We start from the raw sequence: 24,222 nt of genomic DNA, 5'->3' as shown, positions 1-24,222 counted from the left end.
GAGTTATCCACAGGCTGGACGGGCGTCGGGGCGCATTGTCAGTGGCAGGCGTTAGCGTCTTTGACGTGAAGCGATCGACACAAGCAAATCGGGTGGAACCCATGGCAGGAACCGACCGCGAGAAGGCGCTCGACGCCGCGCTCGCACAGATTGAACGACAGTTCGGCAAGGGCGCGGTGATGCGCCTGGGCGAGCGGCCGAACGAGCCCATCGAGGTCATCCCCACCGGGTCGACCGCGCTCGACGTAGCCCTCGGCGTCGGCGGCCTGCCGCGCGGCCGAGTGGTGGAGGTGTACGGCCCGGAGTCCTCCGGTAAGACGACCCTGACCCTGCACGCGGTGGCTAACGCGCAGCGGGCCGGCGGCCAGGTCGCGTTCGTGGACGCGGAGCACGCCCTCGACCCCGAGTACGCGAAGAAGCTCGGCGTCGACATCGACAACCTGATCCTGTCCCAGCCGGACAACGGCGAACAGGCGCTGGAGATCGTGGACATGCTGGTCCGCTCCGGTGCCCTCGACCTCATCGTCATCGACTCCGTCGCCGCACTCGTCCCGCGCGCGGAGATCGAGGGCGAGATGGGCGACAGCCACGTCGGCCTCCAGGCCCGTCTGATGAGCCAGGCGCTGCGAAAGATCACCAGTGCGCTCAACCAGTCCAAGACCACCGCGATCTTCATCAACCAGCTCCGCGAGAAGATCGGCGTGATGTTCGGCTCCCCGGAGACCACGACCGGTGGCCGGGCGCTGAAGTTCTACGCCTCGGTGCGGCTCGACATCCGTCGCATCGAGACCCTGAAGGACGGCACCGACGCGGTCGGCAACCGCACCCGCGTCAAGGTCGTCAAGAACAAGGTCGCGCCGCCCTTCAAGCAGGCCGAGTTCGACATCCTCTACGGGCAGGGCATCAGCCGCGAGGGCGGTCTGATCGACATGGGCGTGGAGCACGGCTTCGTCCGCAAGGCCGGTGCCTGGTACACGTACGAGGGCGACCAGCTCGGCCAGGGCAAGGAGAACGCCCGCAACTTCCTGAAGGACAACCCCGATCTCGCCAACGAGATCGAGAAGAAGATCCTCGAGAAGCTGGGCGTCGGCGGGCGGTCGGAGAAGCCCGCCGAGGAGCCGGGCGCGGACGGGGCGGTCACGGCCGGCTCGGACGATCCCGCGAAGACGGTGCCCGCTCCGGCGGCCAAGACCACCAAGGCCAAGGCCACGGCGGTCAAGAGCTAGCCCGTGACACGACGAACCGACTGGGCCGAGTACGCGGACCCCGGTGCCTCGGAAGACCGGGGCCACGGGGGCACTGCCGGGGGCGGCCACAGCGGCCACGGCGAGGCCTGGCCATACGGAGGTGGCCACGGAGCCCGCACGGGCGCCGGGTCGTACGAGGGTGACGGCGAAGGTGACTTCGGCGCCGGCGCGCGTCGCGGAGAGGATCCGCCGGGGGACGGCCGACGCCGGGGCGACGGTTCTCCGGGCGGCAGAAGGCGCCGTGGCGCTGGTGGCCCGAGCGGCGAAGGCGGCCCGTACGGCGAGGGCGGCCTGTACGGCGAGGGCGGCTCACGCGGTGACGGCTCGCGTGGTGGACGTGGACGACGTCGGCAGCGCGGCTTCGGTGAGGCGGGCGGCGACCCACAGGACGGAGGTTCCGTTTCCTCGTCGAGGGCCGAGACCTCGGAACCCCCGGCGGACCCGGCTGAGCGGGCGCGGGCGATCTGTCTGCGCCTGCTCACCGGGACCCCGCGTACGCGTAAGCAGCTCGCGGACGCCCTGCACAAGCGCGAGATCCCGGACGAGGTGGCCGAGGAGGTGCTGTCGCGGTTCGAGGAGGTCGGACTGATCAACGACAGCGCGTTCGCGGACGCCTGGGTCGAGTCCCGGCACCACAGCCGGGGACTGGCCCGGCGGGCGCTCGTCCAGGAACTGCGTACCAAGGGCGTGGACCCGACACTCATCGACGAGGCCGTCGGACAGCTCGACTCCGAGCAGGAGGAGACGACCGCGCGAGAACTCGTCGCCCGCAAACTGCGTGCGACCCGCGGTCTCGACCGCGACAAACGGCTGCGGCGCCTGGCGGGCATGCTCGCCCGCAAGGGCTACTCCCAGGGCATGGCCCTGCGGGTGGTCCGGCAGGCACTGGAGGAGGAGGGCGAGGACATCGAGGACACCGAGTTCCTCGCCGACGACGGGTACTGAGCCCTGCTGGGCCGAGATTTGGCCGTCCCGAGCGGCAGGCGGGCGCTCAGGAGGTCAACGTCCCGGCCCTGAACACGGTGGACGCGCGGGGGCGCCGACCGCGTTCAGGGCCGGGCGGACGGAACGACGACAAAGACAACGACGGCAACGGCAACGACGGCAACGACGACTTCGCGCACTCGGATTTCGGTATGCCTACGAGGTCACCGGAAGTCCGGCCGCCCGCCACGCCTGGAACCCGCCGACCAGGTCGGTCGCCCGACGCAGCCCCAACTGGTGCAGCGACGAGACCGCGAGGCTCGACGCGTATCCCTCGTTGCAGATCACCACGATCCGCAGGTCATGGCCGGTCGCCTGCGGGGCGTGATGGCTGCCCTGGGGGTCCAGGCGCCACTCCAGCTCGTTGCGCTCGATGACGAGCGCGCCGGGGATCAGACCGTCGCGCTCCCGCAGGGCCGCGTACCGGATGTCCACCAGCAGGGCCTCGCCGGCCTGCGCGGCCTCGTACGCCTCGGCTGTCTCCACGCGCGCGTAGGTGTCGCGGACGCGGTCGAGCAACTCGTCGATGCCGACCGGCTGTTCGCTCACTGCCAGTCCTGCGGGCGCTCCACGTGCTCCAGGCGCAGCACCGGTCCCGTACGGCTGTAGCGGCGGATCTGGGGCAGCGGCGGGTAGTAGGCGTGGACCGAGATCGCGTGCTCGTCGCGGGACTCGTTGAGCACCTCGTGCACATGGTGGCGGCCGAAGCTCCGGCCCTGGCCGGCCGCCAGTCGTCGCTCCCGGTCGACGTCCTCGGTGAGTTCGAGGGTCTTCCAGCCGTCGGTGGGCAGCCGGGCGGCGAGCGAGTTCTCCTTGAGCTCGCCGGCCGCGGTGAGGAAGGCACCGACCGAGTCGGCGTGGTCGTGCCAGCCGGTACCGGTGCCGGGCGGCCACCCGATCAGCCAGGCCTCGCTGCCACCGGGACCCTCAAGACGCACCCATGTACGCCCTTCCGGGTCGAGCGGCAGGGAGGAGATCAGCTCGGCGTCGGCGGCCGTACGCCGTACGAAGTCGAGAAGTTCCGCCTGGGTCGGGGTCCTGGGCGCACCGGCGGCCTGAGCGGGTGCGGGTGCGGATACAGAGGGTGACACGGACACGGGTACCGTCCTGGTGACGTTCGCGGGGAGCGCGCGACAGCGTGGATGAGTGGCGCGCGCGGGAAAGTGGGATGCGAATCAGCAGGACGGACGACACACGCAGCCCGCGTAGCGGACGAGGTCCATGTGGACCCTCCGCCACAGGCGCACATCAGTGTCGATTTTGGTCACGTTCCGGAGTACAGCATGACGGTGCGGAGCGGTCAACTCCGCCTCACCATGTGGACTCGCGCGAGGAGAGGGGCGTAAGGGCGCGAAGGGGGGGAGGTGTCAGCGCCTGCCCGCCGCGGCTTCCGTGTTCGATGTCGTGTCGGATGGCGGGTTCGACTCGCCGGCTTCGCTCGTCTCCTCGGCCCTGGCCTTTGCCCTGTCCTGCACGGGGCCGCCCAGGGTCGCCTCGGCCGCCGCGTACAGGTCTGCGGGCCGTACCCCGTTCAGGGCCGTGACCAGATGCCCGTCCGGGCGGATCAGCAGCACGGTGTGGGCGGCCGCGCCCGGATAGCTCTCGGTGACCAGCAGTTCGGCGGGATGCGGCAACGCCGCCACCGCGGCCGCCAGCCGGGGCATGATCCCCGCGCTCACCCAGTGCTTGCGCTCCCACACCCCCGTACCCGGCGCGACCAGCAGCACCAGCAGCGCGCCCCGGCCCAGCCGTTCCCGCAGTTGTACGAAGGAACCGTCCTCCGCGGTGACCCGTACGTCCGTCACCTGGGAGCCGGGCGGGGTGTCCACCGAGATCTCCGCCTCGATGTGCTGGGGCGCCAGCGGTGAAAGGGCGTACGCCCCCGGCGCGCCGAGGATGCCGCGCCCCAGGTGACCGTCCGTGAGGAGCCCGTCGTGTCCGCGGGCCGACCCGGGGACGTACGACCGCAGCCCTCCGCCGCCGCGCAGCAGCGGCAGTGCCTGGTCGGCGGCGCGCAGTCGGGCGGAGACGGCGGCGCGCCGCTCGGCCTGATAGCTGTCGAGCAGTGCCTCGTGCGGGCCGTGGTGCCAGGCCAGGGCCAGTTTCCAGGCGAGGTTGTCGGAGTCCCGCAGCCCCTCGTCCAACCCCTGGGTGCCGAGCGTGCCGAGCAGGTGGGCGGCGTCCCCGGCGAGGAAGACCCGCCCGGCCCGCCAGCGTCGGGCGAGCCGGTGGTGGACGATGTGGACACCGGTGTCGAGCAGGTCGTACGGCGGTGTGGAACCGTCGCTCCAGCCCGCGAGGGTCTCCCGGACGCGGGTCACGAGGAGTTCGGGCGTGACCAGGTCCTTGCCGGGCGGCATCAGCCAGTCCAGGCGCCACACACCGTCGGGAAGCGGACGGGCGGTGATCTCCCCGGCCGAGGGGCCGGACGTCCGCCACGGAGGCATCCGGTGCAACAACGCCTCGCCGGGCCACGGAAGTTCCGTACGCAGCGCGGCCACGGCGTGTCGTTCCACGGCGGTACGTCCGGGGAAGCGGATGTCCTGGAGTTTGCGCACCGTGGAGCGGGGGCCGTCGCAGCCGACGAGGTAACTGCCGCGCCACCAGGTGCCGGCCGGGCCGCGGGTGTGTGCGGTGATGCCGGATGGTTCCTGCTCGATGGAATCGAGACGGCTGTTGACTGCGACCTCGACGAGCCGCTCGCGCGCGATGGCGGCACGCAGGGCACCGGTCACGATGTGCTGGGCGATGTGCAGGGGGGCGTCGGACTCGGTGACAGGCTGCGGTGTCGAGCCTGGCGGGGGCGTGTCGGCCGGCCCGTCCGGCTCCTCGCCGCCGAAGGAGATCCGGCGCATCACCTGCTTGCGCCGCATCGACCGCCATCCGGCCCAGCGGAAACCGGCGTCGGTGATCGGCACACCGGTCAGCCGCTCCAGCAGCGCGGCGGTGTCCTCGCGCAGCACGACCGTGCGCGCGGGGCGCTGGTCGTCCTTGCCCGGCCCCTCGTCGAGAACGACCGAGGGGACCTCCTGACGCGCCAGCGCAAGCGCCAGCGTGAGCCCGACCGGCCCCGCGCCGACGATGATCACCGGGTCCATGGCGCGGCGCCCCCTGCCCAGAGCGACGTTTTCATCGAAACAAGTGAACAGGAAGTTGGAGCGGGGTGCACGATCACAGAACGTATGCAACAGATTGCGGGTGCTTGCGTCAAGTGACGGAGGGCAGTGGCGATCATGCCACTGCCCTCCGTGTGATGCGCAGTGATTGACTGAGCGTCAGACGCCGGCCGCTCCGGTTCCCGCAGCGCCCGCGATCGACGCGTCGTTCGGGTCGAGAACCGCGCCGGTGCTCTTCTTGCCGCGCCTGAGGCGCCCCTCCAGCCAGCTCGCGAAGGTCGTGAGAGCGAAGTTGATCGCGATGAAGATCAGAGCGACGACGGTGAAGCTGGCGATGGTGTTGGCACCGTAATACGCGCTCATCGGGCTCACCGCGGCGATCAGGTCGGAGAAGGTGAGGACGCCGCCGCCGAGGGCGGTGTCCTTCACGATCACGACCATCTGGCTGACGATCGCCGGCAGCATCGCGGTGACCGCCTGCGGCAGCAGGATCGACCGCATGACCTGGCCCTTGCGCAGACCGATCGCCATGGCGGCCTCGGACTGGCCCTTGGGCAGCGACAGGATGCCCGCCCGGACGATCTCCGCGAGGACCGCCGCGTTGTACAGCACCAGGCCCGTGACGACCGCGTACAGCGGACGGTCGTCGCTGTTGATGTCGGTGTACTCGGAATAGAGCGCGAGCCCGAAGATCATCAGGACCAGCACCGGGATGGCCCGGAAGAACTCCACGATGATCGCGGCCGGTACCCGGACCCAGACGTGGTCGGAGAGCCGTGAGATGCCCAGTACGGCGCCCAGCGGCAGTGCGATGACCATGGCAAGCGCCGCGGCCTTCAGCGTGTTCTGCAGACCGGGCCAGAGATACGTGGACCAGGCCTCGGTGCCGAAGAAGGGCTTCCACTTCACCCACTCCAGCTGCCCCATGTCCTGGAGGGCGTTGAAAACCCACCACAGGAGCGCCGCGACGGCGACCAGGAAGACCACGGTGAAGATGACGTTGCGCCGCTTGGCACGGGGGCCCTGGGCGTCGTAGAGAACGGAGCTCATCGCTTCACCGCCACCTTCTTGCCAACCCAGCCCAGGATCAGGCCGGTCGGCAGCGTCAGACACACGAAACCGAAGGCGAAGACCGCGGAGATCGCGATCAGTTGGGCCTCGTTCTCGATCATCTTCTTCATCAGCAGGGCTGCCTCGGCGACGCCGATCGCCGCGGCCACCGTGGTGTTCTTGGTGAGGGCGATCAGGACGTTCGCCATGGGGCCGACCACCGCACGGAACGCCTGTGGCAGCACCACCAGGGTCAGCACCTGGGTGAAGTTCAGGCCGATGGCACGTGCCGCCTCCGCCTGGCCGGTCGGCACCGTGTTGATGCCGGAGCGCAGGGCCTCGCACACGAAGGCCGAGGTGTAGAGGATCAGGCCCAGCACGGCGAGCCGGAAGTTCCGGGTCGCGACGTCATCCGGGGCGCCCATGGTGGCGCCGAGAGTCTGGTTCAAGCCCAGTGAGGTGAACAGGATGATCACGGTCAGCGGGATGTTCCGCACGATGTTCACGTAGGCGGTGCCGAAGCCGCGCATCAGCGGCACCGGACCGACGCGCATGGCGGCCAGCAGGGTTCCCCACACAAGTGATCCGACGGCCGAGAGCAGGGTGAGCTGGATGGTCACCCAGAAGGCACCCAGCAGGTCGTAACCTTCAAGAAAATCGAACACGATCTCCCGCGCTTCCGCGTGTCGAGGGGCCCGGTGCGCCGGTTCGGGAACCGGCGCACCCGTCAGCCGTTAGCTCAGGACTTGATGTCGCCGATCTTCGGCGCGGGCTCGTTCTTGTAGCCGGCCGGGCCGAGGTTCGCGTCCACGGCCTTCTGCCAGGAGTTGTCGGCGACCATCTTCTCGAGGGCGGTGTTGATCTTCGCCTTCAGATCGCTGCCCTTCTTGACGCCGATGCCGTAGTTCTCGTTGGTCATCTTGAAGCCGCCGAGCTTGAACTTGCCCTTGAAGGCTTCCTGCGCGGCGTAGCCCGCGAGGATCGAGTCGTCCGTGGTCAGCGCGTCGATGGCCTTGTTCTCCAGACCGGTCAGACACGCCGAGTACGTCGGGTACTCCTGGAGCTGGGCCTTGGGCGCCAGCTTGTCCTTGACGTTCTGCGCCGAGGTCGAGCCGGTCACCGAACACAGCTTCTTGCTGTTGAGGTCCGCCGGCGACTTGATCGAGTCGTCGTCGGAACGGACCAGGACGTCCTGGTGGGCCAGCAGGTACGGACCCGCGAAGTCGACCTTCGCCAGACGCTTGTCGTTGATCGAGTACGAGGCGGCGATGAAGTCGACGTCACCGCGCTCCAGCATGGTCTCGCGGTCGGCGCTCTTCGACTCCTTCCACTCGATCTGGTCCTCGTTGTAGCCGAGCTCCTTGGCGATGTACTTGGCGACGTCGACGTCGAAGCCCGAGTAGCCCTGCGGAGTCTTCTGGCCGATGCCCGGCTGGTCGAACTTGATGCCTACGGTGATCGTCTTGCCGTCGCCCGAGCCGCCGGAGTCCTTCTTGTCGGAACCGCACGCCGTGGCGGTGACGGCGAGCGCGAGCACGACGGCCGAGGCGGCGGTGACCTTGCGGAGCTTCATGGTGAACATCCTTTGCGTGGTGAAGAGGTGCAGGTCTTCAGTGCTGGGTGCGCGGGTCGTCAGTGGTGCAGGATCTTGGACAGGAAGTCCTTGGCGCGGTCGCTGCGCGGGTTGCTGAAGAACTGGTCCGGCACAGCCTCTTCGACGATGCGGCCGTCCGCCATGAACACCACCCGGTTGGCGGCCGAACGGGCGAACCCCATCTCGTGGGTGACGACGATCATGGTCATGCCGTCGCGGGCGAGCTGCTGCATGACCTCGAGGACCTCGTTGATCATCTCCGGGTCGAGCGCCGACGTGGGCTCGTCGAAGAGCATGACCTTGGGGTCCATGGCCAGGGCACGGGCGATGGCGACACGCTGCTGCTGGCCGCCGGAGAGCTGCGCCGGGTACTTGTCCGCCTGGGTCGCGACGCCCACCCGGTCGAGCAGGGTGCGGGCCTTCTCCTCGGCCACCTTCTTGTCGGCCTTGCGGACCTTGACCTGGCCCAGCATCACGTTCTCGAGGACCGTCTTGTGCGCGAAAAGATTGAAGGACTGGAAGACCATGCCGACGTCGGCGCGCAGCCGGGCCAGCTCCTTGCCCTCCTGGGGCAGTGGCTTGCCGTCGATCGAGATGGCTCCCGAATCGATGGTCTCCAGGCGGTTGATGGCGCGGCACAGGGTGGACTTACCGGACCCGGAGGGTCCGATCACCACGACCACCTCGCCACGGGTGATGGTCAGGTCGATGTCCTGGAGAACATGCAACGCGCCAAAATGCTTGTTGACACTCTTCAGGACAACCAGATCGCCGGTCGCGGCCGCGTCGTCCTTGGCAACCGATACTTCCGTCATCGCTTACTGGCTCCGTCCACCTCGGTTTCGGAGGACAGTAGTGACCCCCCGAGACCAGCGTCATTACATCTGAGGGGAACTTGAGGATAACGATCCGATGTCAGGTCAACACCGTTTGTGGCGCCATTCGAAAGATATGCAGCGGCTGGATAAACAGGCGTACCGGCTGGATAACGGATGCGGTCCGCAACCGGAACGAGGCACGCGCGCGTGTGGGTCCACGTGGTGTACTCCGCTTGACGCACGGTTGCACCATGACCGAATCCGACGAAACCGAAAGGGGTCGCGATGAGACTGCTCCTCGTCGAGGACGACAACCACGTCGCCGCCGCGCTCTCCGCGGTCCTGGCGCGGCACGGTTTCGACGTCACGCACGCCCGCAGTGGCGAGGAGGCCCTCCAGGCGCTCGTCCCGGAGGGCAACGGCTTCGGCGTGGTGCTGCTCGACCTGGGCCTGCCCGACCAGGACGGCTACGAGGTGTGCGGCAAGATCCGCAAGCGCACCAGCACCCCCGTGATCATGGTCACCGCGCGCTCCGACGTCCGCTCCCGCATCCACGGTCTCAACCTCGGCGCCGACGACTACGTGGTGAAGCCGTACGACACCGGGGAGTTGCTCGCCCGGATCCACGCCGTCAGCCGGCGCAACGTCCACGAGGACAGCGCCGACGCCGGTGAGAACGGGCTGGTCCTGGGGTTGGTGCGCATCGAACTGTCCACCCGGCAGGTCCTCGTGGACGGTTCGGTCGTCCAACTGACCCGCAAGGAGTTCGATCTGCTCGCCCTCCTCGCGCAGCGTCCCGGAGTGGTGTTCCGCCGGGAGCAGATCATCAGCGAGGTATGGCGCACCAGCTGGGAGGGGACCGGCCGCACCCTGGAGGTGCATGTCGCGTCCCTGCGCGCCAAGTTGCGCATGCCGGCGCTGATCGAGACCGTTCGCGGCGTGGGCTACCGGCTCGTCGCCCCGACGCAGTAGCGGGCACGGGTGCGCACACGTCTTCTTCCGCTGCTCATCGTCCTGATGGCCGCCGTCCTGCTCGCGCTCGGCATCCCGCTCGCGATCAGCGTGGCCGGCGCACAGCAGCAGACGGTCGTCGTCGACCGGATCGACGACACCGCGCGCTTCGCCGCGCTCGCGCAGTTCGTCACCGACCGGCCCGTGGGCTCCCGGGTCAAGGACGCCGTCACCGACGAGCGCGGCGAGACCCTCCAGCGCGAACTCGAGAGCTACTACGACGTCTACGGCATCCGTGCCGGGGTCTTCTACCGCAACGACGCTCCCATGGCCAACGCGCCGGCCGACTGGTACCTGCCCAAAACGGGCGAGGTGCGCGACGCGTTCGCCGAAGCGCTCCTTTCGCGCCGCAGTCACGACCCCCAACAGGTCTGGCCCTGGCAGGACCACCGGCTCGTCGTCGCCTCACCGGTCATCCGGGACGGCGATGTCGTGGCCGTCGTGGTCACCGACTCGCCCACCGGGCAGATGCGTTCCCGGACGCTGCACGGCTGGCTCGTCGTCGGCGCCGGTGAGATCGCCGCGATGCTGCTCGCCGTGGGCGCCGCGCTGCGCCTCACCGGCTGGGTGCTCAAGCCCGTACGCGTTCTCGACGCCACCACGCACCACATCGCGACCGGCAGTCTGAAGTCCAGGGTGGCGGTGGCCGGCGGGCCGCCGGAACTCAGACGGCTGGCCCGGTCGTTCAATGAAATGGCGGACAACGTCGAGGACGTGCTCGAGCAGCAGCGCGCTTTCGTCGCCGACGCCTCGCACCAGCTGCGCAACCCGCTCTCGGCGCTGCTGCTGCGCATCGAACTGCTCGCACTCGAACTGCCGGAGGGAAACGAGGAGATCGCATCGGTCCGCACCGAGGGCAAGCGCCTGGCCGAGGTCCTGGACGACCTCCTCGACCTGGCGCTGGCCGAACACGCCGAGGCGGACCTCGTACTCACCGACATCGGCGCGCTGACGGCCGAGCGGGTCGCCGCCTGGACCCCGCTCGCCGAGGCCAAGGGGGTTCGCCTGGTCGGCGACTGTCCGGCCACCACCGCGTGGGCCGACCCGGTCACGCTGTCCAGCGCCCTGGACGCGGTGATCGACAACGCGGTGAAGTTCACGCCCGGGGAAGAGTGCGTGCGGGTGTCGGTCGCGTCGAACGGCGAGACCTCGACGGTCGTGGTCACCGACGGCGGCCCTGGCCTCACCGACGACGAACTCGCCCGTATCGGCGACCGCTTCTGGCGCAGCGGCCGGCACCAGAACGTCAAGGGCTCCGGCCTCGGCCTGTCCATCTCGCGCGTCCTGTTGGCAGCGGGCGGCGGCACGATCTCGTACGGGCATCACGAGCCGCACGGTCTGAAGGTGACGGTGCGGGTGCCGAGGTCGGGCCCGGCGTCCTGAGGTCCGGCGCCGCCGCGAGCCCTACGGCTTGACCGAGCGGTAGTAGCGCTTGGCGCCGTCGTGCAGGGTCAGCGGGTCGGTGTAGATGGCGGTCCGCAGGTCCACGAGCTGCGCCGAGTGGACGTGGGCGCCGATGCGGTCCCGGCTGTTGATCACCGACCGGGTGAGCCACTCGGTGAGCCTCGGGTCCACGTCCTCGCGTGTCATGAGCAGGTTGGCCACCGCGAGCGTCGCCACGGTCGAGCCGCCCTGGATGGACGGGTAGGCCGACTCGGGCATGTTGGTCGCCCGGTAGTAGCGCGAGGCTCCGCCCTGTTCGTGCAGCTTGGTGACCAGGTCCCCGTCGATCGGGACGAAGCGGAAGGGGAAGCTCTTCGCCAGCTGCACCAGACCGTTCGTGGGCAGCCCGCCCGACCAGAAGAAGGCGTCGATCTGGCCCCGCTGGAGCCGTCCGGGCCCGGTGCTGATGCCGTCGGCGAAGGGTTTGATGTCCGTGGCGGGGTCGAGACCGGCGGCGCTGAGTATCTTGTCGGCGATCAGCCGTACGCCCGATCTCTCCGGCCCTATCGAGACGCGTTTGCCCCGCAGATCCTCCACGGTGTTGATCTGCGAGTCGCGCGGAACGACCAGCTGCATGTAGTCGTCGTACAGGCGTGCGACCCCGCGCAGCTTGTCGGCCCCCGGGAGCCCCTGCAGCTTGTACGTCTCCACGGCGTCGGCCGCCGCGATGGTGAAGTCCGCCTCGCCCGTCGCCACACGTCTGACGTTCTCCTGGGACCCCTGGCTGTCCATCATCTCGACGTCCAGGTTCGGCATGTCCTTGGCGAAGGCCGTGCTGAGCCTCGATCCGTACTGCTGGTAGACGCCGGCGGGCGTTCCGGTGCTGAACCTGATCGTCCCGCCCGGGGGTGCCTCGTCCAGCGGCAGCAGCCACCACAGCAGCAGCCCGAAGACCACGAAACCGGCGGCCGACCCCATGAGGGCGTGTCGCCTGCGGATCCGGAGCACCGTGAACATGCGCGAGATCCTGCCAGGAGGGCCCCGGTGCTGGCCAGGAGAAAGGGCGAGATCGCTAGAGTCCCCGCATGCGCCCCGGTATCCCTGCACCGTCGACCTCCGCCACCCCATTGACGCCCGCCCCTCCCACGACCCCCTCCACAGCCCCCTCTCCCACTTCGCCCGCCGCCCTCGTCCGGGAATTCCACCTGGCCTTCGGACTCGACACCCGCAGTACGCCCACCGAGGTCTCCCCACAGCTCGCGGCGCACCGGGGTGAGCTGCTCGCGGAGGAGGCGGCGGAGGTCGCCGAGGTCGCGGTCACCGGCCCCCTGGACCGGCTCGCGCACGAACTGGCGGACGTCGTGTACGTCGCGTACGGCACGGCTCTGGTCCACGGCATCGACCTCGACGCGGTGATCGCGGAGATCCACCGCGCCAACATGACCAAGCTGGGCCCTGACGGCCTGGTCGCCCGCAGGGCCGACGGCAAGGTCCTCAAGGGCGACCACTACCGGGCCCCGGACGTCGGAGCGGTCCTGCGCGGCCAGGGGTGGAAGGCGGGCGAAAGGTAACCCGTACGGCCCTGCCTCACGTACCGCCTACCCTTGTCGCATGAGCAGCAGTGACCGGAGCCAAGCCGTGGACGTCAAGACATATGAAGTGCGCACCTACGGGTGCCAGATGAACGTCCACGATTCCGAGCGATTGTCCGGACTGCTCGAGAACGCCGGTTATGTTCGAGCGCCCGAGGGTGCGGACGGTGACGCGGACGTCGTCGTCTTCAACACCTGCGCCGTCCGTGAGAACGCCGACAACCGGCTGTACGGCAACCTCGGCCGGCTCGCGCCGATGAAGACGAAGCGTCCCGGGATGCAGATCGCCGTGGGCGGCTGCCTCGCGCAGAAGGACCGCGACACCATCGTGAAGCGGGCGCCCTGGGTGGACGTCGTCTTCGGTACGCACAACATCGGCAAGCTGCCCGTCCTGCTGGAACGCGCGCGCGTGCAGGAAGAGGCACAGGTCGAGATCGCCGAGTCGCTGGAGGCGTTCCCGTCGACGCTGCCGACGCGGCGCGAGAGCGCGTACGCGGCCTGGGTGTCGATCTCCGTCGGCTGCAACAACACGTGCACCTTCTGCATCGTCCCGGCCCTGCGCGGCAAGGAGAAGGACCGCCGAACCGGCGACATCCTCGCGGAGATCGAGGCGCTGGTCGGCGAGGGCGTCTCCGAGATCACGCTGCTCGGCCAGAACGTCAACGCGTACGGCTCCGACATCGGTGACCGGGAGGCGTTCAGCAAGCTGCTGCGGGCCTGCGGGAAGATCGAGGGCCTGGAGCGCGTCCGGTTCACCTCCCCGCACCCGCGCGACTTCACCGACGACGTCATCGCCGCCATGGCCGAGACACCGAACGTGATGCCGCAGCTGCACATGCCCATGCAGTCAGGCTCGGACACCATCCTGAAGGCGATGCGCCGCTCGTACCGCCAGGAGCGCTACCTGGGCATCATCGAGAAGGTGCGGGCCGCCATCCCGCACGCGGCGATCACCAGCGACATCATCGTGGGCTTCCCCGGCGAGACCGAGGAGGACTTCGAGCAGACGATGCACGCGGTGCGCGAGGCACGCTTCGCGCAGGCGTTCACCTTCCAGTACTCCAAGCGGCCCGGCACCCCCGCCGCCACGATGGACGACCAGATCCCCAAGGAGGTCGTCCAGGCGCGCTACGAGCGGCTCGCCGCCCTCCAGGAGGAGATCTCCTGGGACGAGAACAAGAAGCAGGTCGGCCGCACCCTGGAGCTGATGGTCGCCGAGGGCGAGGGCCGCAAGGACGGCGCCACCCACCGCCTCTCCGGTCGTGCCCCCGACAACCGGCTGGTCCACTTCACCAAACCGGACACCGCGGTGCGCCCCGGGGACGTGGTCACGGTCGAGATCACCTACGCCGCCCCGCACCACCTGCTCGCCGAGGGCGCCGTGCTCGACGTGCGTCCCACGCGCGCGGGTGACGCCTGGGAGAAGCGCAACGCGGCGGAGGCCGCGAAACCGGCCGGCGTCATGCTGGGCCTGCCGGGGATCGGGGCACCGGCTCCGCAGCCGGTGGCCGCGGGGAGCGGCTGCGGCTGCGACTGACGGCCCGCCGCAGCGCGGCAAGCCGGTCGTGCCCGGTGCACGCTCCTCGACCCGGCGATGCGCTGAGCAAGGACTGACACCGGGTCGTCCTGCGGGGCTACGCTGCCGATCATGCTTGTCGCCGCCGCAGTCTGCCCCTGTCCGCCGCTCCTCGTGCCCGAGGTGGCCTCGGGCGCCGCACCGGAACTGGACGCGGCGCGCGCGGCCTGTACGGAAGCGCTGGGTGTGCTCGCGGCCGCCCGCCCCCACCTGCTGCTGGTCGTCGGGCCCGCCGAACAGAGCGGGCGCGGGCCGCACCCGGAGGGCACCCGGGGCTCGTTCCGGGGCTTCGGGGTGGACCTCGACGTACGCCTGGGCACCGGAAGCGACGAGCAGGCGGAACGGGAGCTGCCGACGTCACTGGCCGTCGCCGCCTGGCTGCTGGAGCGGACCGGCTGGTCGCACGCGCCCGTCGAGGGCCTCGGCGTGGGGGAACCCCTGGCGGCCGAGCGGTGCGTCGCGGTCGGGCGGGAGATCGCCGGGCGGGTGGCGAGGGTGGCCCTGCTGGTGATGGGTGACGCCAGCGCCTGTCGCACGCTCAAGGCGCCCGGGTACCTGGACGAGCGGGCGGCGGGGTTCGACGAGGCAGCCGGACGCGCGCTGGGGGCGGCGGACGTGCCGGCGCTCAAGGCGCTGGACGCGGAACTGGCGTACGAGCTGAAGGTCTCGGGCCGGGCGCCCTGGCAGGTCCTCGCGGGCGCGGCCGAGGGCGCCGACCTGACGGGCACGCTGCTGTACGAGGACGCGCCCTACGGGGTGGGATACGTGGTCGCGGCCTGGTCGTAGCCGTGGCGCTGCCGTTGCCGTCGTCGTGACACGGCGGACGGCCGGGAGCGAGTGCTCCGCAGCCGTCCGTCGATGTGTCGTGCTGTTGTTCGTCCCTGCGTGCCCGTCAGGAAGCAGGCCCAGGCGCGTCCGGCGGCGGGGTGAACATGTCGTCCCGCGAGCCACCTTCCTTGTGGGCCATGCGCTCCACGGCGCCCTTCGCCTTGTCGGTGCCCGTGTGGATCTTGTCGCTGTACTTGCCCTTGGTCTTCTCGTCGGCCGTTTTCGCGGCCTTGTCGAGACCCCGTTCGATCCTGTCCCCGTGCTGCTGCGCGAGGTCGGAGACCTTCTCCTTGGCCGGGGTGAGCTTTGCCCTCAGATTGTCCAGCAGACCCATGGTTCACCTTCCCTGCGCGGGCAGTTACTTGCGGGCGCCCTCGCCGGCCTCGCTGTCGGCGGCCTCCTCGGCGGACTGCTGCTTGGGGATCTCGACGCCCTCGGTGGCGACCACGGCCACGGCTTCCGACTTCTCCGCCGTGATCTCCGTCTCGGCACCGCTGCCGGTCTCGGGCGACCCCTTCGCCGCTTCCGTCTCCTCCGCCGCGGGCTCCTCCGTCACGGCGACGGACTGCTCGTCGGCGGTCGACGCCTCCTCCGTGGTCTTCGATCGTCCGAGAAGCCGTGCAAAAACGCCCATATCCACTCCATACGTTACTCGTGCGGGCGAAATCCCGCGTCGCCCGGTGCGTCCGTTTGCGTCGCCCCCGTCACCGCCTCCCGAATCCGGCGGCGCGAACCTCGCAACTGGGAACGACCCCGGGCCCGTGCCGTCACGTAACTCGTTCGAGGAGGGGTCCGGGGTTTGGGAGACTGGGGCGGTGAGCAGCGCAGCCCCCACCCCCCGAGTCATCGCCGTCGTCGGCCCCACCGCAGCCGGAAAGTCCGATCTGGGCGTCTTTCTGGCCCAGCGTCTCGACGGAGAGGTCGTCAACGCCGACTCGATGCAGCTTTACCGGGGGATGGACATCGGCACCGCCAAGTTGACGCCCGAGGAACGCGGCGGCATCCCGCACCACCTGCTGGACATCTGGGACGTGACCGTCGCGGCGAGCGTCGCCGAATACCAGCGCCTCGCGCGCGAGCGGATCGACGCGCTGCTCGCCGAGGGACGTTGGCCGATCCTGGTCGGCGGCTCCGGTCTGTACGTCCGTGGAGCCGTCGACAACCTCGAGTTCCCCGGCACCGACCCGGAGGTGCGGGCCCGCCTCGAGGAGGAGCTCGCCCTGCGCGGCTCCGGCGCCCTGCACGCCCGTCTGGCCGCCGCCGACCCCGAGGCCGCGCTGGCGATCCTGCCCAGCAACGGCCGCCGAATCGTCCGGGCGCTGGAGGTCATCGAGATCACCGGCAAGCCCTTCACCGCCAACCTGCCGGGCCATGACTCCGTGTACGACACCGTGCAGATCGGCGTCGACGTGTCCCGCCCCGAGCTGGACGAGCGCATCGCCCGCCGGGTCGACCGGATGTGGGCGGCGGGGCTCGTGGACGAGGTGCGCGCGCTGGAGGCGCACGGCCTGCGCGAGGGGCTCACGGCATCGCGCGCGCTGGGCTACCAGCAGGTGCTCGCGGCGCTCGCCGGGGAGTGCGGCGAGGACGACGCGCGCGCCGAGACCGTACGTGCCACCAAGCGCTTCGCGCGCCGTCAGGATTCGTGGTTCAGGCGCGATCCCCGGGTGCACTGGTTGAGTGGGGCTGCGGCGGATCTCACGGAACTTCCTCACCTCGCACTGGCGTTGGTCGAACGACCGGTCACAGCCTGATCACGTCATGGCATCGGGACGCTCAGGCCGTCATCCAGGCCTCCGGCGCCATGCCATCATCGAGCTTCGATCGACCAAGTGGAGTCCGAGTTGGGAGGGCGCGTGGCGATGGAGGCCGGCCCTCGCGACACCGCACAAGGCGCGGGAAACGTCACCGGTGACGGTGGCGAAACGGAACAGGGCGAGGACCGTCTGAGCCCGGACGGGCCGGACGAGACACAGGATGGTGTGACCGACGACGGTCCCGAACCGGACGAGATGTTCCTCGGGCCCGAGGTCGAGGTCGAACTGCGACCGCAGCGCAGGCTGCGCATCTGGCAGCTCGCCCCGATCGTGGTCCTGGCCGCGGTCGGCTCCCTGATGTTCGCCTTCCCGCTCGCCTTCGACTTCGGCGACAGCGGAGCCGTCATCGCCATGCTGGGGCTGCTCATCTGCTCCTGCGCCGCCGGGTGGGGCATGATGGCCGCCCGCCGGGTCGGCTACACGGCACCGGGACTCGGTGAGGAGCGCCGCCGGGACTGGCGGGTCGTACTGGCGTACGTCGTGACAGTGGTCGTGGTCATCGCGCTCGCCGTCCTCAGAGTGGCCCGTCTGCGCTAGAGCGGACGCCGTACGATCGAGGAATGAGCACGCGGATCGCCTTCCTCAAGGGCCACGGGACCGAGAACGACTTCGTGATCGTCCCCGACCCCGAGAACGTCATCGACCTCTCCCCGGCCGCCGTCGCCGCCCTGTGCGACCGGCGTGCGGGCATCGGGGGCGACGGACTGCTGCACGTCGTGCGGTCCGCCGCGCACCCCGAGGCCAAGGGCATGGCGGCCGAGGCGGAGTGGTTCATGGACTACCGCAACGGCGACGGCTCGATCGCGGAGATGTGCGGCAACGGCGTGCGGGTCTTCGCGCGCTACCTCCAGCGGGCCGGACTGGTCACCGAGGGGGACATCGCGGTCGCCACCCGCGGGGGCGTGAAGCGCGTGCACATCGCCAAGGACGGTGACGTCACCGTCGGCATGGGCAGGGCACTCCTCCCCGAGGGCGAGGTCACCGTGCGCGTGGACGAGCGCAGCTGGCCCGCGCGGAACGTGAACATGGGCAACCCGCACGCGGTCGCCTTCGTGGACGATCTCGCGCACGCGGGGAACCTGCTCACTCCGCCGCCGTTCAGCCCGGCCGAGGCCTATCCGGACGGCGTCAACGTCGAGTTCGTCGTCGACCGGGGCCCGCGGCACGTAGCGCTGCGCGTCCACGAGCGCGGCTCCGGTGAGACGCGGTCGTGCGGCACGGGCGCGTGTGCCGTCGCCGTGGCCGCCGCGCGCCGTGACGGCGCCGATCCGGCGGTGACCGGAACCCCGGTGACGTACACCGTCGATGTGCCCGGTGGGCGCCTGGTGATCACCGAGAGGGCCGATGGGGAGATCGAGATGACCGGGCCCGCGGTGATCGTCGCCGAGGGCGAGATCGACGCGGAGTGGCTGGAAACCGTGCGGAGCTGAAGTGGGCGATGGTTGGATATCGCAGGCCGATAGCCCGTTGGAGAGTGGAAACATAGCCACTGGGCCGGGTCTGACTTGAGAACAGGGTCGATCGCCGGACAGGTGGCTCGAATGCACAGACCCTCGAACCATCGCTCGAATGGGTGATCCGTTTCACGCTCGACGAGAGGTGGTCAGTCGCGCGTGATGGGCTCGGTAGCATCAAGCACCGGCCCGGACGGGGGAACGACACCATCCCCTGAGCCGTCGTCCGCCATGGGGCATCCCGTCCGCCGGTCCAGGTAGCCGGAGGTGCCCATGAGTGCGGAGGCCACGAATCCCGCGAGCCCAGGTGCTGTGACGCCCTCGCACAAGCTCGCGGCCTCGCTGGAACAGGACGGGCCCCCGTCGCCCCGCCGGCGGACCCGCCCCCGGATCGACCTGCGCCGACTGGGCAGAGCGGCGTTCCTCGGCTCCGCGACCCGCGACCGGCTGCCCGACGCCATCGGCCATGTCGTCGAGGCGCACCGGGCCCATCACCCCGACGCCGACCTCGAACCGCTGCGCCGGGCCTACGTACTTGCCGAGTCCTCGCACCGCGGCCAGATGCGCAAGAGCGGCGAGCCGTACATCACGCACCCGCTCGCCGTGACCCTGATCCTCGCCGAACTCGGCGCGGAGACCACGACCCTGACGGCGTCTCTGCTCCACGACACCGTCGAGGACACCGATGTGACGCTGGATCAGGTCGGCCAGGAGTTCGGTGCCGAGGTCTGCTACATCGTCGACGGCGTGACCAAGCTCGAGAAGGTCGACTACGGCGCCGCCGCCGAGCCCGAGACCTTCCGCAAGATGCTCGTCGCCACCGGGAACGACGTCCGCGTGATGTCGATCAAACTCGCCGACCGGCTGCACAACATGCGCACCCTGGGCGTGATGCGCCCCGAGAAACAGGAACGCATCGCCAAGGTGACCCGGGACGTGCTCATCCCGCTCGCCGAACGGCTCGGCGTCCAGGCGCTCAAGACCGAACTGGAAGACCTCGTCTTCGCGATCCTGCACCCCGAGGAGTACCAGCACACCCGGCAGCTGATTCTCGACAACGCCTCCCGCGCGGACGACCCGCTCGCCGAGATCGCCGACGAGGTACGCGTGGTGCTCCGCGACTCGGGGATCCAGGCCGAAGTCCTCATCCGGCCACGGCACTTCGTGTCCCTGCACCGGGCCGCACGCAAACGCGGCCGGCTGCGCGGCTCCGACTTCGGGCGGGTCCTGGTACTCGTCAACGAGGACGCCGACTGCTACGGCGTACTGGGCGAGCTCCACACCTGTATGACGCCCGTCGTCTCGGAGTTCAAGGACTTCATCGCCGTTCCCAAGTTCAACCTCTACCAGTCGCTGCACACCGCCGTCGCCCGCGCGGACGGCCAGGTCGCCGAAGTCCTCATCCGCACCCACCAGATGCACAAGGCCGCCGAGGCCGGTGTCATCGCGCTCGGCAATCCCTACGCTCCTCCTTCGGAGGAGCAGACGGACGGAGACAGAGCGCGGGCCGACCTCGACGGCGAGCGCGTCGACCCCACCCGGCCCGGCTGGCTGTCCCGCCTCCTCGACTGGCAGGAGGCCGCGCCCGACCCCGACACCTTCTGGTCGACGCTGCGCGAGGACCTGGCCCAGGACCGCGAGATCACCGTCTTCCGGGCCGACGGGGGCTCGTTGGGGCTCCCCGAGGGCGCGAGTTGCGTGGACGCGGCGTACGCGCAGTACGGCGAGGACGCGCACGCCTGTATCGGCGCCCGGGTCAACGGCCGGCTGGCGACGCTGAGCACCGTTCTGCGGGACGGCGACACGGTCCAGCTCCTCATGGGGCAGGACCCGGCCTCCGAGCCCTCCAGGGAGTGGCTGGAGCACGCGCACACGCCCGTCGCCAGGATCGCCATCCAGCGCTGGCTGGCCGCCCACCCGACCCAGGACGACCCGGCGCACGCGTCCGAGTCCTCCGCGGACGCCTCCGAGGCCGAGGCCGCGCGCGCGGCCCTCGACGCCCGAGCCGCGCAGGACGGCTCCGACGAGTCCCCGGCCGCCGCGACCGCCGTCGTCGACCAGCCCGGCGCGACCGTACGACTCGCCGGTTGCTGTACGCCCGTACCGCCCGACGAGGTCACCGGCTTCGCCGTGCGCGGGGGAGTGGTGACCGTGCACCGGGTGGAGTGCGCCGGGGTCGCGCGTATGAAGAGCACCGGGCGCGCCGAGGTCGGCGTGCACTGGGGGGACACCACCGAGGCCCGCGTCACCCTGGTCGCCGAATCGTTCGGCCGGCCCCATCTGCTGGCGGACCTCACCGAGGCCATCGCCCTGGAGGGCGTCGCGATCGTCTCGGCGACCGTCGAACCCCCCAGCCAGCAGCGCGTACGCCACACCTACACGCTCCAACTCCCGGACGCGGCGCACCTTCCCGCGCTCATGCGGGCCATGCGCAACGTGCCCGGCGTGTACGACGTGAGCCGGGCGCAGCATCACGTGGCGGTTCCCTGACCTACCCGTTCGGGTGGGCCTGGTGCGAGTCGCCGCCATGGAGCGGGCGGGCGCTGGTAGCGGTGGTGCATGCTGCTCAACCCCCGCACCCGGTTCACGTCGGCGCTGCTCGCCTCCGCCGTCTCCGTCTGCCTCGTCGCCGCGAGCGCCCCCGCGGCCCCCCTGGGCGTCGGCGACCGCCTCTTCCCGCACCTGGGCAACCCCGGGTACGACGTGGCGTCGTACGACCTCGCCTTCACCTACCCCGGAAGCAACAGCAAGCCGCTCTCCGCCGTCACGACCATCGACGCCTGGACCACCACCGGACTCGAACAGATCAACCTCGACTTCTCCCACGGGACGGTCGGCTCGGTCGAGGTCGACGGTGAGCCCGCGTCGTTCACCAGTGCGGGCGAGGACCTGGTGGTGACGCCCAGGACACCGCTGCCCGCCGGGAGCTGGACGCGGATCACCGTGCGGCACACCAGCGACCCCGTGTCCGCGCCGGGCCGGGACGGCGGCTGGGTGCGCACCGACGACGGGCTCGCCATGGCCAACCAGGCCGATGTCGCGCACCTGGTGTTCCCGTGCAACGACCACCCCTCCGACAAGGCGATGTTCACCATCAGGGTCACCGCCCCGAACGCCTACACGGCGGTGGCCAGCGGTCTGCCCACCGGCGTCGACCGGATCGGCGAGGCCACGACCTGGACGTACCGCACCCAGCACCCCATGGCCACCGAACTGGCCCAAGTGTCCATCGGCCGCTCCACCGTGGTGCACCGCACCGGACCGCACGGACTGCCCCTGCGCGATGTCGTGCCCACCAAGGACCGCGCCCTGCTCGAGCCGTGGCTGAAGAAGACGCCCGCGCAGATCGAGTGGATGGAGAACAAGGTCGGCCGCTATCCGTTCGAGACGTACGGGCTGCTCATGGCCGAGGCGTCGACCGGCTTCGAACTGGAGACACAGACCCTCTCCCTCTTCGAGAGAGGGTTGTTCACCGAGCCCGCGTACCCCGAGTGGTACGTCGACTCGATCATGGTGCACGAACTGGCCCACCAGTGGTTCGGCGACAGCGTCAGCCCCCGCACCTGGTCCGACCTGTGGCTCAACGAGGGACACGCCACCTGGTACGAGGCCCTCTACGCGGAGGAGAAGGCCGGGCGGAAGCTGGCGGACCGGATGAAGGCGGCCTACGCGTCCTCCGACCGCTGGCGCACCGCCGGCGGACCACCGGCCGCCCCCAAGCCGCCCAAGCCCGGCCAGAAGATCGGCATCTTCCGCCCGAACGTCTACGACGGGGCCGCCCTCGCCCTCTATGCCCTGCGCCAGGAGATCGGCCGCCCGGCGTTCCAGCGGTTGGAGGAGACCTGGGTCGCCCTCCACAAGGACGGCGTCGCGGGCACCGCCGACTTCACGCGCCTCGCCTCCGAGATCGCGGGGCGGGACCTGGGCGCCTTCTTCCAGGCTTGGCTGTACGGGGTGAAGACCCCGCCGATGCCTGGACACCCGGACTGGAAGTCCCTCGCACCCACGACATAGCGCCGCGAAATAACACCGTGACGAGACGGGGCGTGCCGTGCGACCATCTTCAGGTCGGCGGCGCCTGCCCCCGGCCGCACGCGACGGCCTCCGGGAATCTCCCGGGGTGCTCGTACGTTGTGATCCGTGACGGGGCTCGCTCCGTCACCGCACACGAAACCCCATCGACGTAAGGACCCAATGACCTCCTCTTCTTCCCCTTCCCAGGACACTGAGCGCTTCGCGCACACCTACCCCGAAGGTCTTCGGGCCGATGCCCTGATGGAAGAGGACGTCGCCTGGAGCCACGAGATCGACGGAGACCGGGACGGCGACCAGTTCGACCGCTCCGAGCGCGCGGCCCTGCGCCGTGTGGCGGGCCTCTCCACCGAGCTCGAGGACGTCACCGAGGTCGAGTACCGCCAGCTCCGCCTGGAGCGGGTCGTGCTCGTCGGCGTGTGGACCACGGGGACCATCCGGGACGCGGACAACTCGCTCGCCGAACTCGCCGCCCTCGCGGAGACCGCCGGCGCGCTCGTGCTCGACGGCGTCGTCCAGCGCCGCGACAAGCCCGACGCGGCCACCTACATCGGCTCCGGCAAGGCCAACGAGCTGCGGGACATCGTCATCGAAACGGGCGCGGACACCGTCATCTGCGACGGTGAGCTGAGCCCGGGCCAGCTGATCCACCTCGAAGACGTCGTCAAGGTCAAGGTCATCGACCGTACGGCCCTGATCCTCGACATCTTCGCCCAGCACGCCAAGTCCCGAGAGGGCAAGGCGCAGGTCGCCCTCGCGCAGATGCAGTACATGCTGCCGAGGCTGCGCGGCTGGGGTCAGTCGCTGTCCCGTCAGATGGGCGGCGGCAAGGGCGGCGGCCTCGCCACCCGTGGTCCCGGTGAGACCAAGATCGAGACGGACCGGCGCCGGATCCGCGAGAAGATGGCGAAGATGCGCCGGGAGATCGCGGAGATGAAGACCGGCCGCGACATCCAGCGGCAGGTGCGCCGACGCAACAAGGTGCCTTCGGTCGCCATCGCCGGCTACACCAACGCCGGCAAGTCCTCGCTGCTCAACCGCCTCACGGGCGCGGGCGTCCTGGTCGAGAACGCCCTGTTCGCGACCCTCGACCCGACCGTGCGCCGGACCGAGACGCCCGGCGGGCGCCTCTACACGCTGGCGGACACCGTCGGCTTCGTACGGCATCTGCCGCACCACCTCGTCGAGGCGTTCCGCTCCACGATGGAGGAGGTCGGCGACTCCGACCTGATCCTGCACGTGGTCGACGGTTCGCACCCGGCACCGGAGGAGCAGCTGGCCGCCGTGCGCGAGGTGATCAGGGACGTCGGCGCCACCGGCGTACCCGAGATCGTCGTGATCAACAAGGCGGACGCGGCGGACCCGCTGACGCTCCAGCGGCTGATGCGGATGGAGACGCGTTCCATCGCGGTGTCCGCCCGCACCGGTCAGGGCATCGACGAGCTGCTCGCGCTGATCGACAACGAGCTGCCCCGGCCCTCGGTCGAGGTCGAGGCGCTCGTGCCGTACACCCACGGCAAGCTGGTCGCCCGTGCGCACACCGAGGGCGAGGTGATCTCCGAGGAGCACACGGCGGAGGGCACGTTGCTCAAGGCGCGTGTGCATGAAGAGTTGGCGGCGGAACTGGCGCCGTACGTTCCGGCGGCAGCGGTGCATTAGGCTCCGCCGGGTGGGTGCGTTGTTGTCTGCGGGTGTTTTGTGGCTTGTCGCGCAGTTCCCC

The 24,222-nt window shown here is 70.0% G+C and carries 24 protein-coding genes; 13 read left to right on the top strand and 11 right to left on the bottom strand.

The window, feature by feature from the left end:
* The first annotated feature begins 101 nt into the window (after positions 1–101).
* A complete protein-coding gene (gene recA, locus ABZ855_RS22590; RefSeq protein WP_360809431.1) occupies positions 102–1,226 on the top strand; it encodes a recombinase RecA in 1,125 nt (374 codons plus the stop codon).
* A 3-nt stretch (positions 1,227–1,229) separates the two neighbouring features.
* A complete protein-coding gene (recX, locus tag ABZ855_RS22585) occupies positions 1,230–2,192 on the top strand; it encodes a recombination regulator RecX (protein WP_360809429.1) in 963 nt (320 codons plus the stop codon).
* A gap of 195 nt (positions 2,193–2,387) precedes the next feature.
* On the opposite strand, the gene ABZ855_RS22580 is transcribed toward recX, so the two are convergent.
* The 8 genes from ABZ855_RS22580 to ABZ855_RS22545 all read right to left on the bottom strand — a co-directional run bounded on the left by ABZ855_RS22580 (position 2,388) and on the right by ABZ855_RS22545 (position 8,806).
* Positions 2,388–2,786: a rhodanese-like domain-containing protein gene (locus tag ABZ855_RS22580; RefSeq protein ID WP_360809473.1), complete on the bottom strand. Its 399-nt coding sequence runs from the start codon at positions 2,784–2,786 to the stop codon at positions 2,388–2,390.
* Positions 2,777–3,328 carry a cysteine dioxygenase gene (locus ABZ855_RS22575; RefSeq protein ID WP_360809427.1) on the bottom strand — a complete coding sequence of 184 codons (552 nt, stop codon included), beginning with the start codon at positions 3,326–3,328 and terminating at the stop codon, positions 2,777–2,779. Before ABZ855_RS22575 ends, ABZ855_RS22580 begins: the two co-directional genes overlap by 10 nt.
* Positions 3,329–3,406: 78 nt before the next feature.
* Positions 3,407–3,478 (bottom strand): putative leader peptide, encoded by a 72-nt coding sequence (locus tag ABZ855_RS22570; protein WP_309544753.1) that lies wholly within the window; start codon positions 3,476–3,478, stop codon positions 3,407–3,409.
* 120 nt (positions 3,479–3,598) lie between these two features.
* Entirely contained in the window at positions 3,599–5,329 is a 1,731-nt protein-coding gene (locus tag ABZ855_RS22565; RefSeq protein ID WP_360809425.1) for an FAD-dependent monooxygenase, read from the bottom strand.
* A gap of 177 nt (positions 5,330–5,506) precedes the next feature.
* Positions 5,507–6,397: an amino acid ABC transporter permease gene (locus tag ABZ855_RS22560; protein WP_360809423.1), complete on the bottom strand. Its 891-nt coding sequence runs from the start codon at positions 6,395–6,397 to the stop codon at positions 5,507–5,509.
* A complete protein-coding gene (locus ABZ855_RS22555; protein WP_360809421.1) occupies positions 6,394–7,062 on the bottom strand; it encodes an amino acid ABC transporter permease in 669 nt (222 codons plus the stop codon). Before ABZ855_RS22555 ends, ABZ855_RS22560 begins: the two co-directional genes overlap by 4 nt.
* Before the next feature lie 74 nt (positions 7,063–7,136).
* A complete protein-coding gene (locus ABZ855_RS22550) occupies positions 7,137–7,970 on the bottom strand; it encodes a glutamate ABC transporter substrate-binding protein (protein WP_360809419.1) in 834 nt (277 codons plus the stop codon).
* Positions 7,971–8,029: 59 nt separating this feature from the next.
* Complete coding sequence (locus ABZ855_RS22545; protein WP_319199843.1) at positions 8,030–8,806, bottom strand: amino acid ABC transporter ATP-binding protein; 777 nt, start codon at positions 8,804–8,806, stop codon at positions 8,030–8,032.
* Positions 8,807–9,094: 288 nt separating this feature from the next.
* Between ABZ855_RS22545 and ABZ855_RS22540 the strand changes: the two genes are divergently transcribed.
* Both ABZ855_RS22540 and ABZ855_RS22535 read left to right on the top strand, forming a co-directional pair.
* On the top strand, positions 9,095–9,781 hold the full coding sequence (locus ABZ855_RS22540; RefSeq protein ID WP_360809417.1) for a response regulator transcription factor: 687 nt from the start codon (positions 9,095–9,097) through the stop codon (positions 9,779–9,781).
* A 9-nt stretch (positions 9,782–9,790) separates the two neighbouring features.
* Complete coding sequence (locus tag ABZ855_RS22535) at positions 9,791–11,203, top strand: HAMP domain-containing sensor histidine kinase (protein WP_360809415.1); 1,413 nt, start codon at positions 9,791–9,793, stop codon at positions 11,201–11,203.
* Between the two features lie 21 nt (positions 11,204–11,224).
* Here the strand turns inward: ABZ855_RS22535 and ABZ855_RS22530 are convergent, their stop codons facing one another.
* Positions 11,225–12,220, bottom strand: coding sequence for a TAXI family TRAP transporter solute-binding subunit (locus ABZ855_RS22530; RefSeq protein ID WP_360809413.1), 996 nt, complete (start codon positions 12,218–12,220; stop codon positions 11,225–11,227).
* Positions 12,221–12,288: 68 nt separating this feature from the next.
* On the opposite strand from ABZ855_RS22530, the gene ABZ855_RS22525 reads away from it, so the two are divergent.
* From ABZ855_RS22525 to ABZ855_RS22515, 3 genes are all read left to right on the top strand, one after another.
* Positions 12,289–12,774, top strand: a complete 486-nt coding sequence (locus ABZ855_RS22525; RefSeq protein ID WP_360809411.1) for a MazG nucleotide pyrophosphohydrolase domain-containing protein — start codon at positions 12,289–12,291, stop codon at positions 12,772–12,774.
* A 40-nt stretch (positions 12,775–12,814) separates the two neighbouring features.
* Entirely contained in the window at positions 12,815–14,332 is a 1,518-nt protein-coding gene (gene miaB, locus ABZ855_RS22520) for a tRNA (N6-isopentenyl adenosine(37)-C2)-methylthiotransferase MiaB (protein ID WP_360809409.1), read from the top strand.
* 111 nt (positions 14,333–14,443) lie between these two features.
* A complete protein-coding gene (locus tag ABZ855_RS22515; protein ID WP_360809407.1) occupies positions 14,444–15,157 on the top strand; it encodes a class III extradiol dioxygenase subunit B-like domain-containing protein in 714 nt (237 codons plus the stop codon).
* A 106-nt stretch (positions 15,158–15,263) separates the two neighbouring features.
* Here the strand turns inward: ABZ855_RS22515 and ABZ855_RS22510 are convergent, their stop codons facing one another.
* Positions 15,264–15,533 carry an antitoxin gene (locus ABZ855_RS22510; RefSeq protein ID WP_360809405.1) on the bottom strand — a complete coding sequence of 90 codons (270 nt, stop codon included), beginning with the start codon at positions 15,531–15,533 and terminating at the stop codon, positions 15,264–15,266.
* Between the two features lie 24 nt (positions 15,534–15,557).
* The gene (locus tag ABZ855_RS22505) at positions 15,558–15,833 is read right to left on the bottom strand and encodes a hypothetical protein (RefSeq protein WP_360809404.1); all 276 of its coding nucleotides are present in this window, start codon (positions 15,831–15,833) and stop codon (positions 15,558–15,560) included.
* Positions 15,834–16,014: 181 nt separating this feature from the next.
* Here ABZ855_RS22505 and miaA point away from each other — a divergent pair, with 181 nt between their 5' ends.
* From miaA to hflX, 6 genes are all read left to right on the top strand, one after another.
* Positions 16,015–16,953, top strand: coding sequence for a tRNA (adenosine(37)-N6)-dimethylallyltransferase MiaA (gene miaA / locus ABZ855_RS22500; RefSeq protein ID WP_360809402.1), 939 nt, complete (start codon positions 16,015–16,017; stop codon positions 16,951–16,953).
* A gap of 108 nt (positions 16,954–17,061) precedes the next feature.
* Positions 17,062–17,553, top strand: coding sequence for a hypothetical protein (locus tag ABZ855_RS22495; RefSeq protein WP_360809471.1), 492 nt, complete (start codon positions 17,062–17,064; stop codon positions 17,551–17,553).
* Positions 17,554–17,576: 23 nt separating this feature from the next.
* Positions 17,577–18,446: a diaminopimelate epimerase gene (dapF, locus tag ABZ855_RS22490; protein WP_360809400.1), complete on the top strand. Its 870-nt coding sequence runs from the start codon at positions 17,577–17,579 to the stop codon at positions 18,444–18,446.
* Between the two features lie 297 nt (positions 18,447–18,743).
* A complete protein-coding gene (locus tag ABZ855_RS22485) occupies positions 18,744–20,960 on the top strand; it encodes an HD domain-containing protein (protein WP_360809398.1) in 2,217 nt (738 codons plus the stop codon).
* A 69-nt stretch (positions 20,961–21,029) separates the two neighbouring features.
* The gene (locus tag ABZ855_RS22480; protein ID WP_360809396.1) at positions 21,030–22,484 is read left to right on the top strand and encodes a M1 family metallopeptidase; all 1,455 of its coding nucleotides are present in this window, start codon (positions 21,030–21,032) and stop codon (positions 22,482–22,484) included.
* 180 nt (positions 22,485–22,664) lie between these two features.
* Positions 22,665–24,161, top strand: coding sequence for a GTPase HflX (hflX, locus tag ABZ855_RS22475; protein WP_360809394.1), 1,497 nt, complete (start codon positions 22,665–22,667; stop codon positions 24,159–24,161).
* Positions 24,162–24,222: the final 61 nt, after the last annotated feature.

Origin of the sequence: Streptomyces sp. NPDC047042, from assembly GCF_040644035.1 — a bacterium.
Classification (GTDB): Bacteria; Actinomycetota; Actinomycetes; order Streptomycetales; family Streptomycetaceae; genus Streptomyces.
This window is presented reverse-complemented; position numbering and strand designations above follow the sequence as displayed.

What these genes read in the sequence shown, in the direction of transcription:
- ABZ855_RS22515 (WP_360809407.1), top strand. Translation starts at nt 14,444, where the DNA reads ATGCTTGTCGCCGCCGCAGTCTGCCCCTGTCCGCCGCTCCTCGTGCCC.
- ABZ855_RS22530 (WP_360809413.1), bottom strand. Translation starts at nt 12,220, where the DNA reads ATGTTCACGGTGCTCCGGATCCGCAGGCGACACGCCCTCATGGGGTCG.
- ABZ855_RS22540 (WP_360809417.1), top strand. Translation starts at nt 9,095, where the DNA reads ATGAGACTGCTCCTCGTCGAGGACGACAACCACGTCGCCGCCGCGCTC.
- ABZ855_RS22545 (WP_319199843.1), bottom strand. Translation starts at nt 8,806, where the DNA reads ATGACGGAAGTATCGGTTGCCAAGGACGACGCGGCCGCGACCGGCGAT.
- ABZ855_RS22510 (WP_360809405.1), bottom strand. Translation starts at nt 15,533, where the DNA reads ATGGGTCTGCTGGACAATCTGAGGGCAAAGCTCACCCCGGCCAAGGAG.
- ABZ855_RS22480 (WP_360809396.1), top strand. Translation starts at nt 21,030, where the DNA reads ATGCTGCTCAACCCCCGCACCCGGTTCACGTCGGCGCTGCTCGCCTCC.
- ABZ855_RS22495 (WP_360809471.1), top strand. Translation starts at nt 17,062, where the DNA reads ATGGAGGCCGGCCCTCGCGACACCGCACAAGGCGCGGGAAACGTCACC.
- ABZ855_RS22560 (WP_360809423.1), bottom strand. Translation starts at nt 6,397, where the DNA reads ATGAGCTCCGTTCTCTACGACGCCCAGGGCCCCCGTGCCAAGCGGCGC.
- miaB (WP_360809409.1), top strand. Translation starts at nt 12,815, where the DNA reads ATGAGCAGCAGTGACCGGAGCCAAGCCGTGGACGTCAAGACATATGAA.
- ABZ855_RS22525 (WP_360809411.1), top strand. Translation starts at nt 12,289, where the DNA reads ATGCGCCCCGGTATCCCTGCACCGTCGACCTCCGCCACCCCATTGACG.
- dapF (WP_360809400.1), top strand. Translation starts at nt 17,577, where the DNA reads ATGAGCACGCGGATCGCCTTCCTCAAGGGCCACGGGACCGAGAACGAC.
- recA (WP_360809431.1), top strand. Translation starts at nt 102, where the DNA reads ATGGCAGGAACCGACCGCGAGAAGGCGCTCGACGCCGCGCTCGCACAG.
- ABZ855_RS22565 (WP_360809425.1), bottom strand. Translation starts at nt 5,329, where the DNA reads ATGGACCCGGTGATCATCGTCGGCGCGGGGCCGGTCGGGCTCACGCTG.
- ABZ855_RS22485 (WP_360809398.1), top strand. Translation starts at nt 18,744, where the DNA reads ATGAGTGCGGAGGCCACGAATCCCGCGAGCCCAGGTGCTGTGACGCCC.
- ABZ855_RS22550 (WP_360809419.1), bottom strand. Translation starts at nt 7,970, where the DNA reads ATGAAGCTCCGCAAGGTCACCGCCGCCTCGGCCGTCGTGCTCGCGCTC.
- ABZ855_RS22505 (WP_360809404.1), bottom strand. Translation starts at nt 15,833, where the DNA reads ATGGGCGTTTTTGCACGGCTTCTCGGACGATCGAAGACCACGGAGGAG.
- hflX (WP_360809394.1), top strand. Translation starts at nt 22,665, where the DNA reads ATGACCTCCTCTTCTTCCCCTTCCCAGGACACTGAGCGCTTCGCGCAC.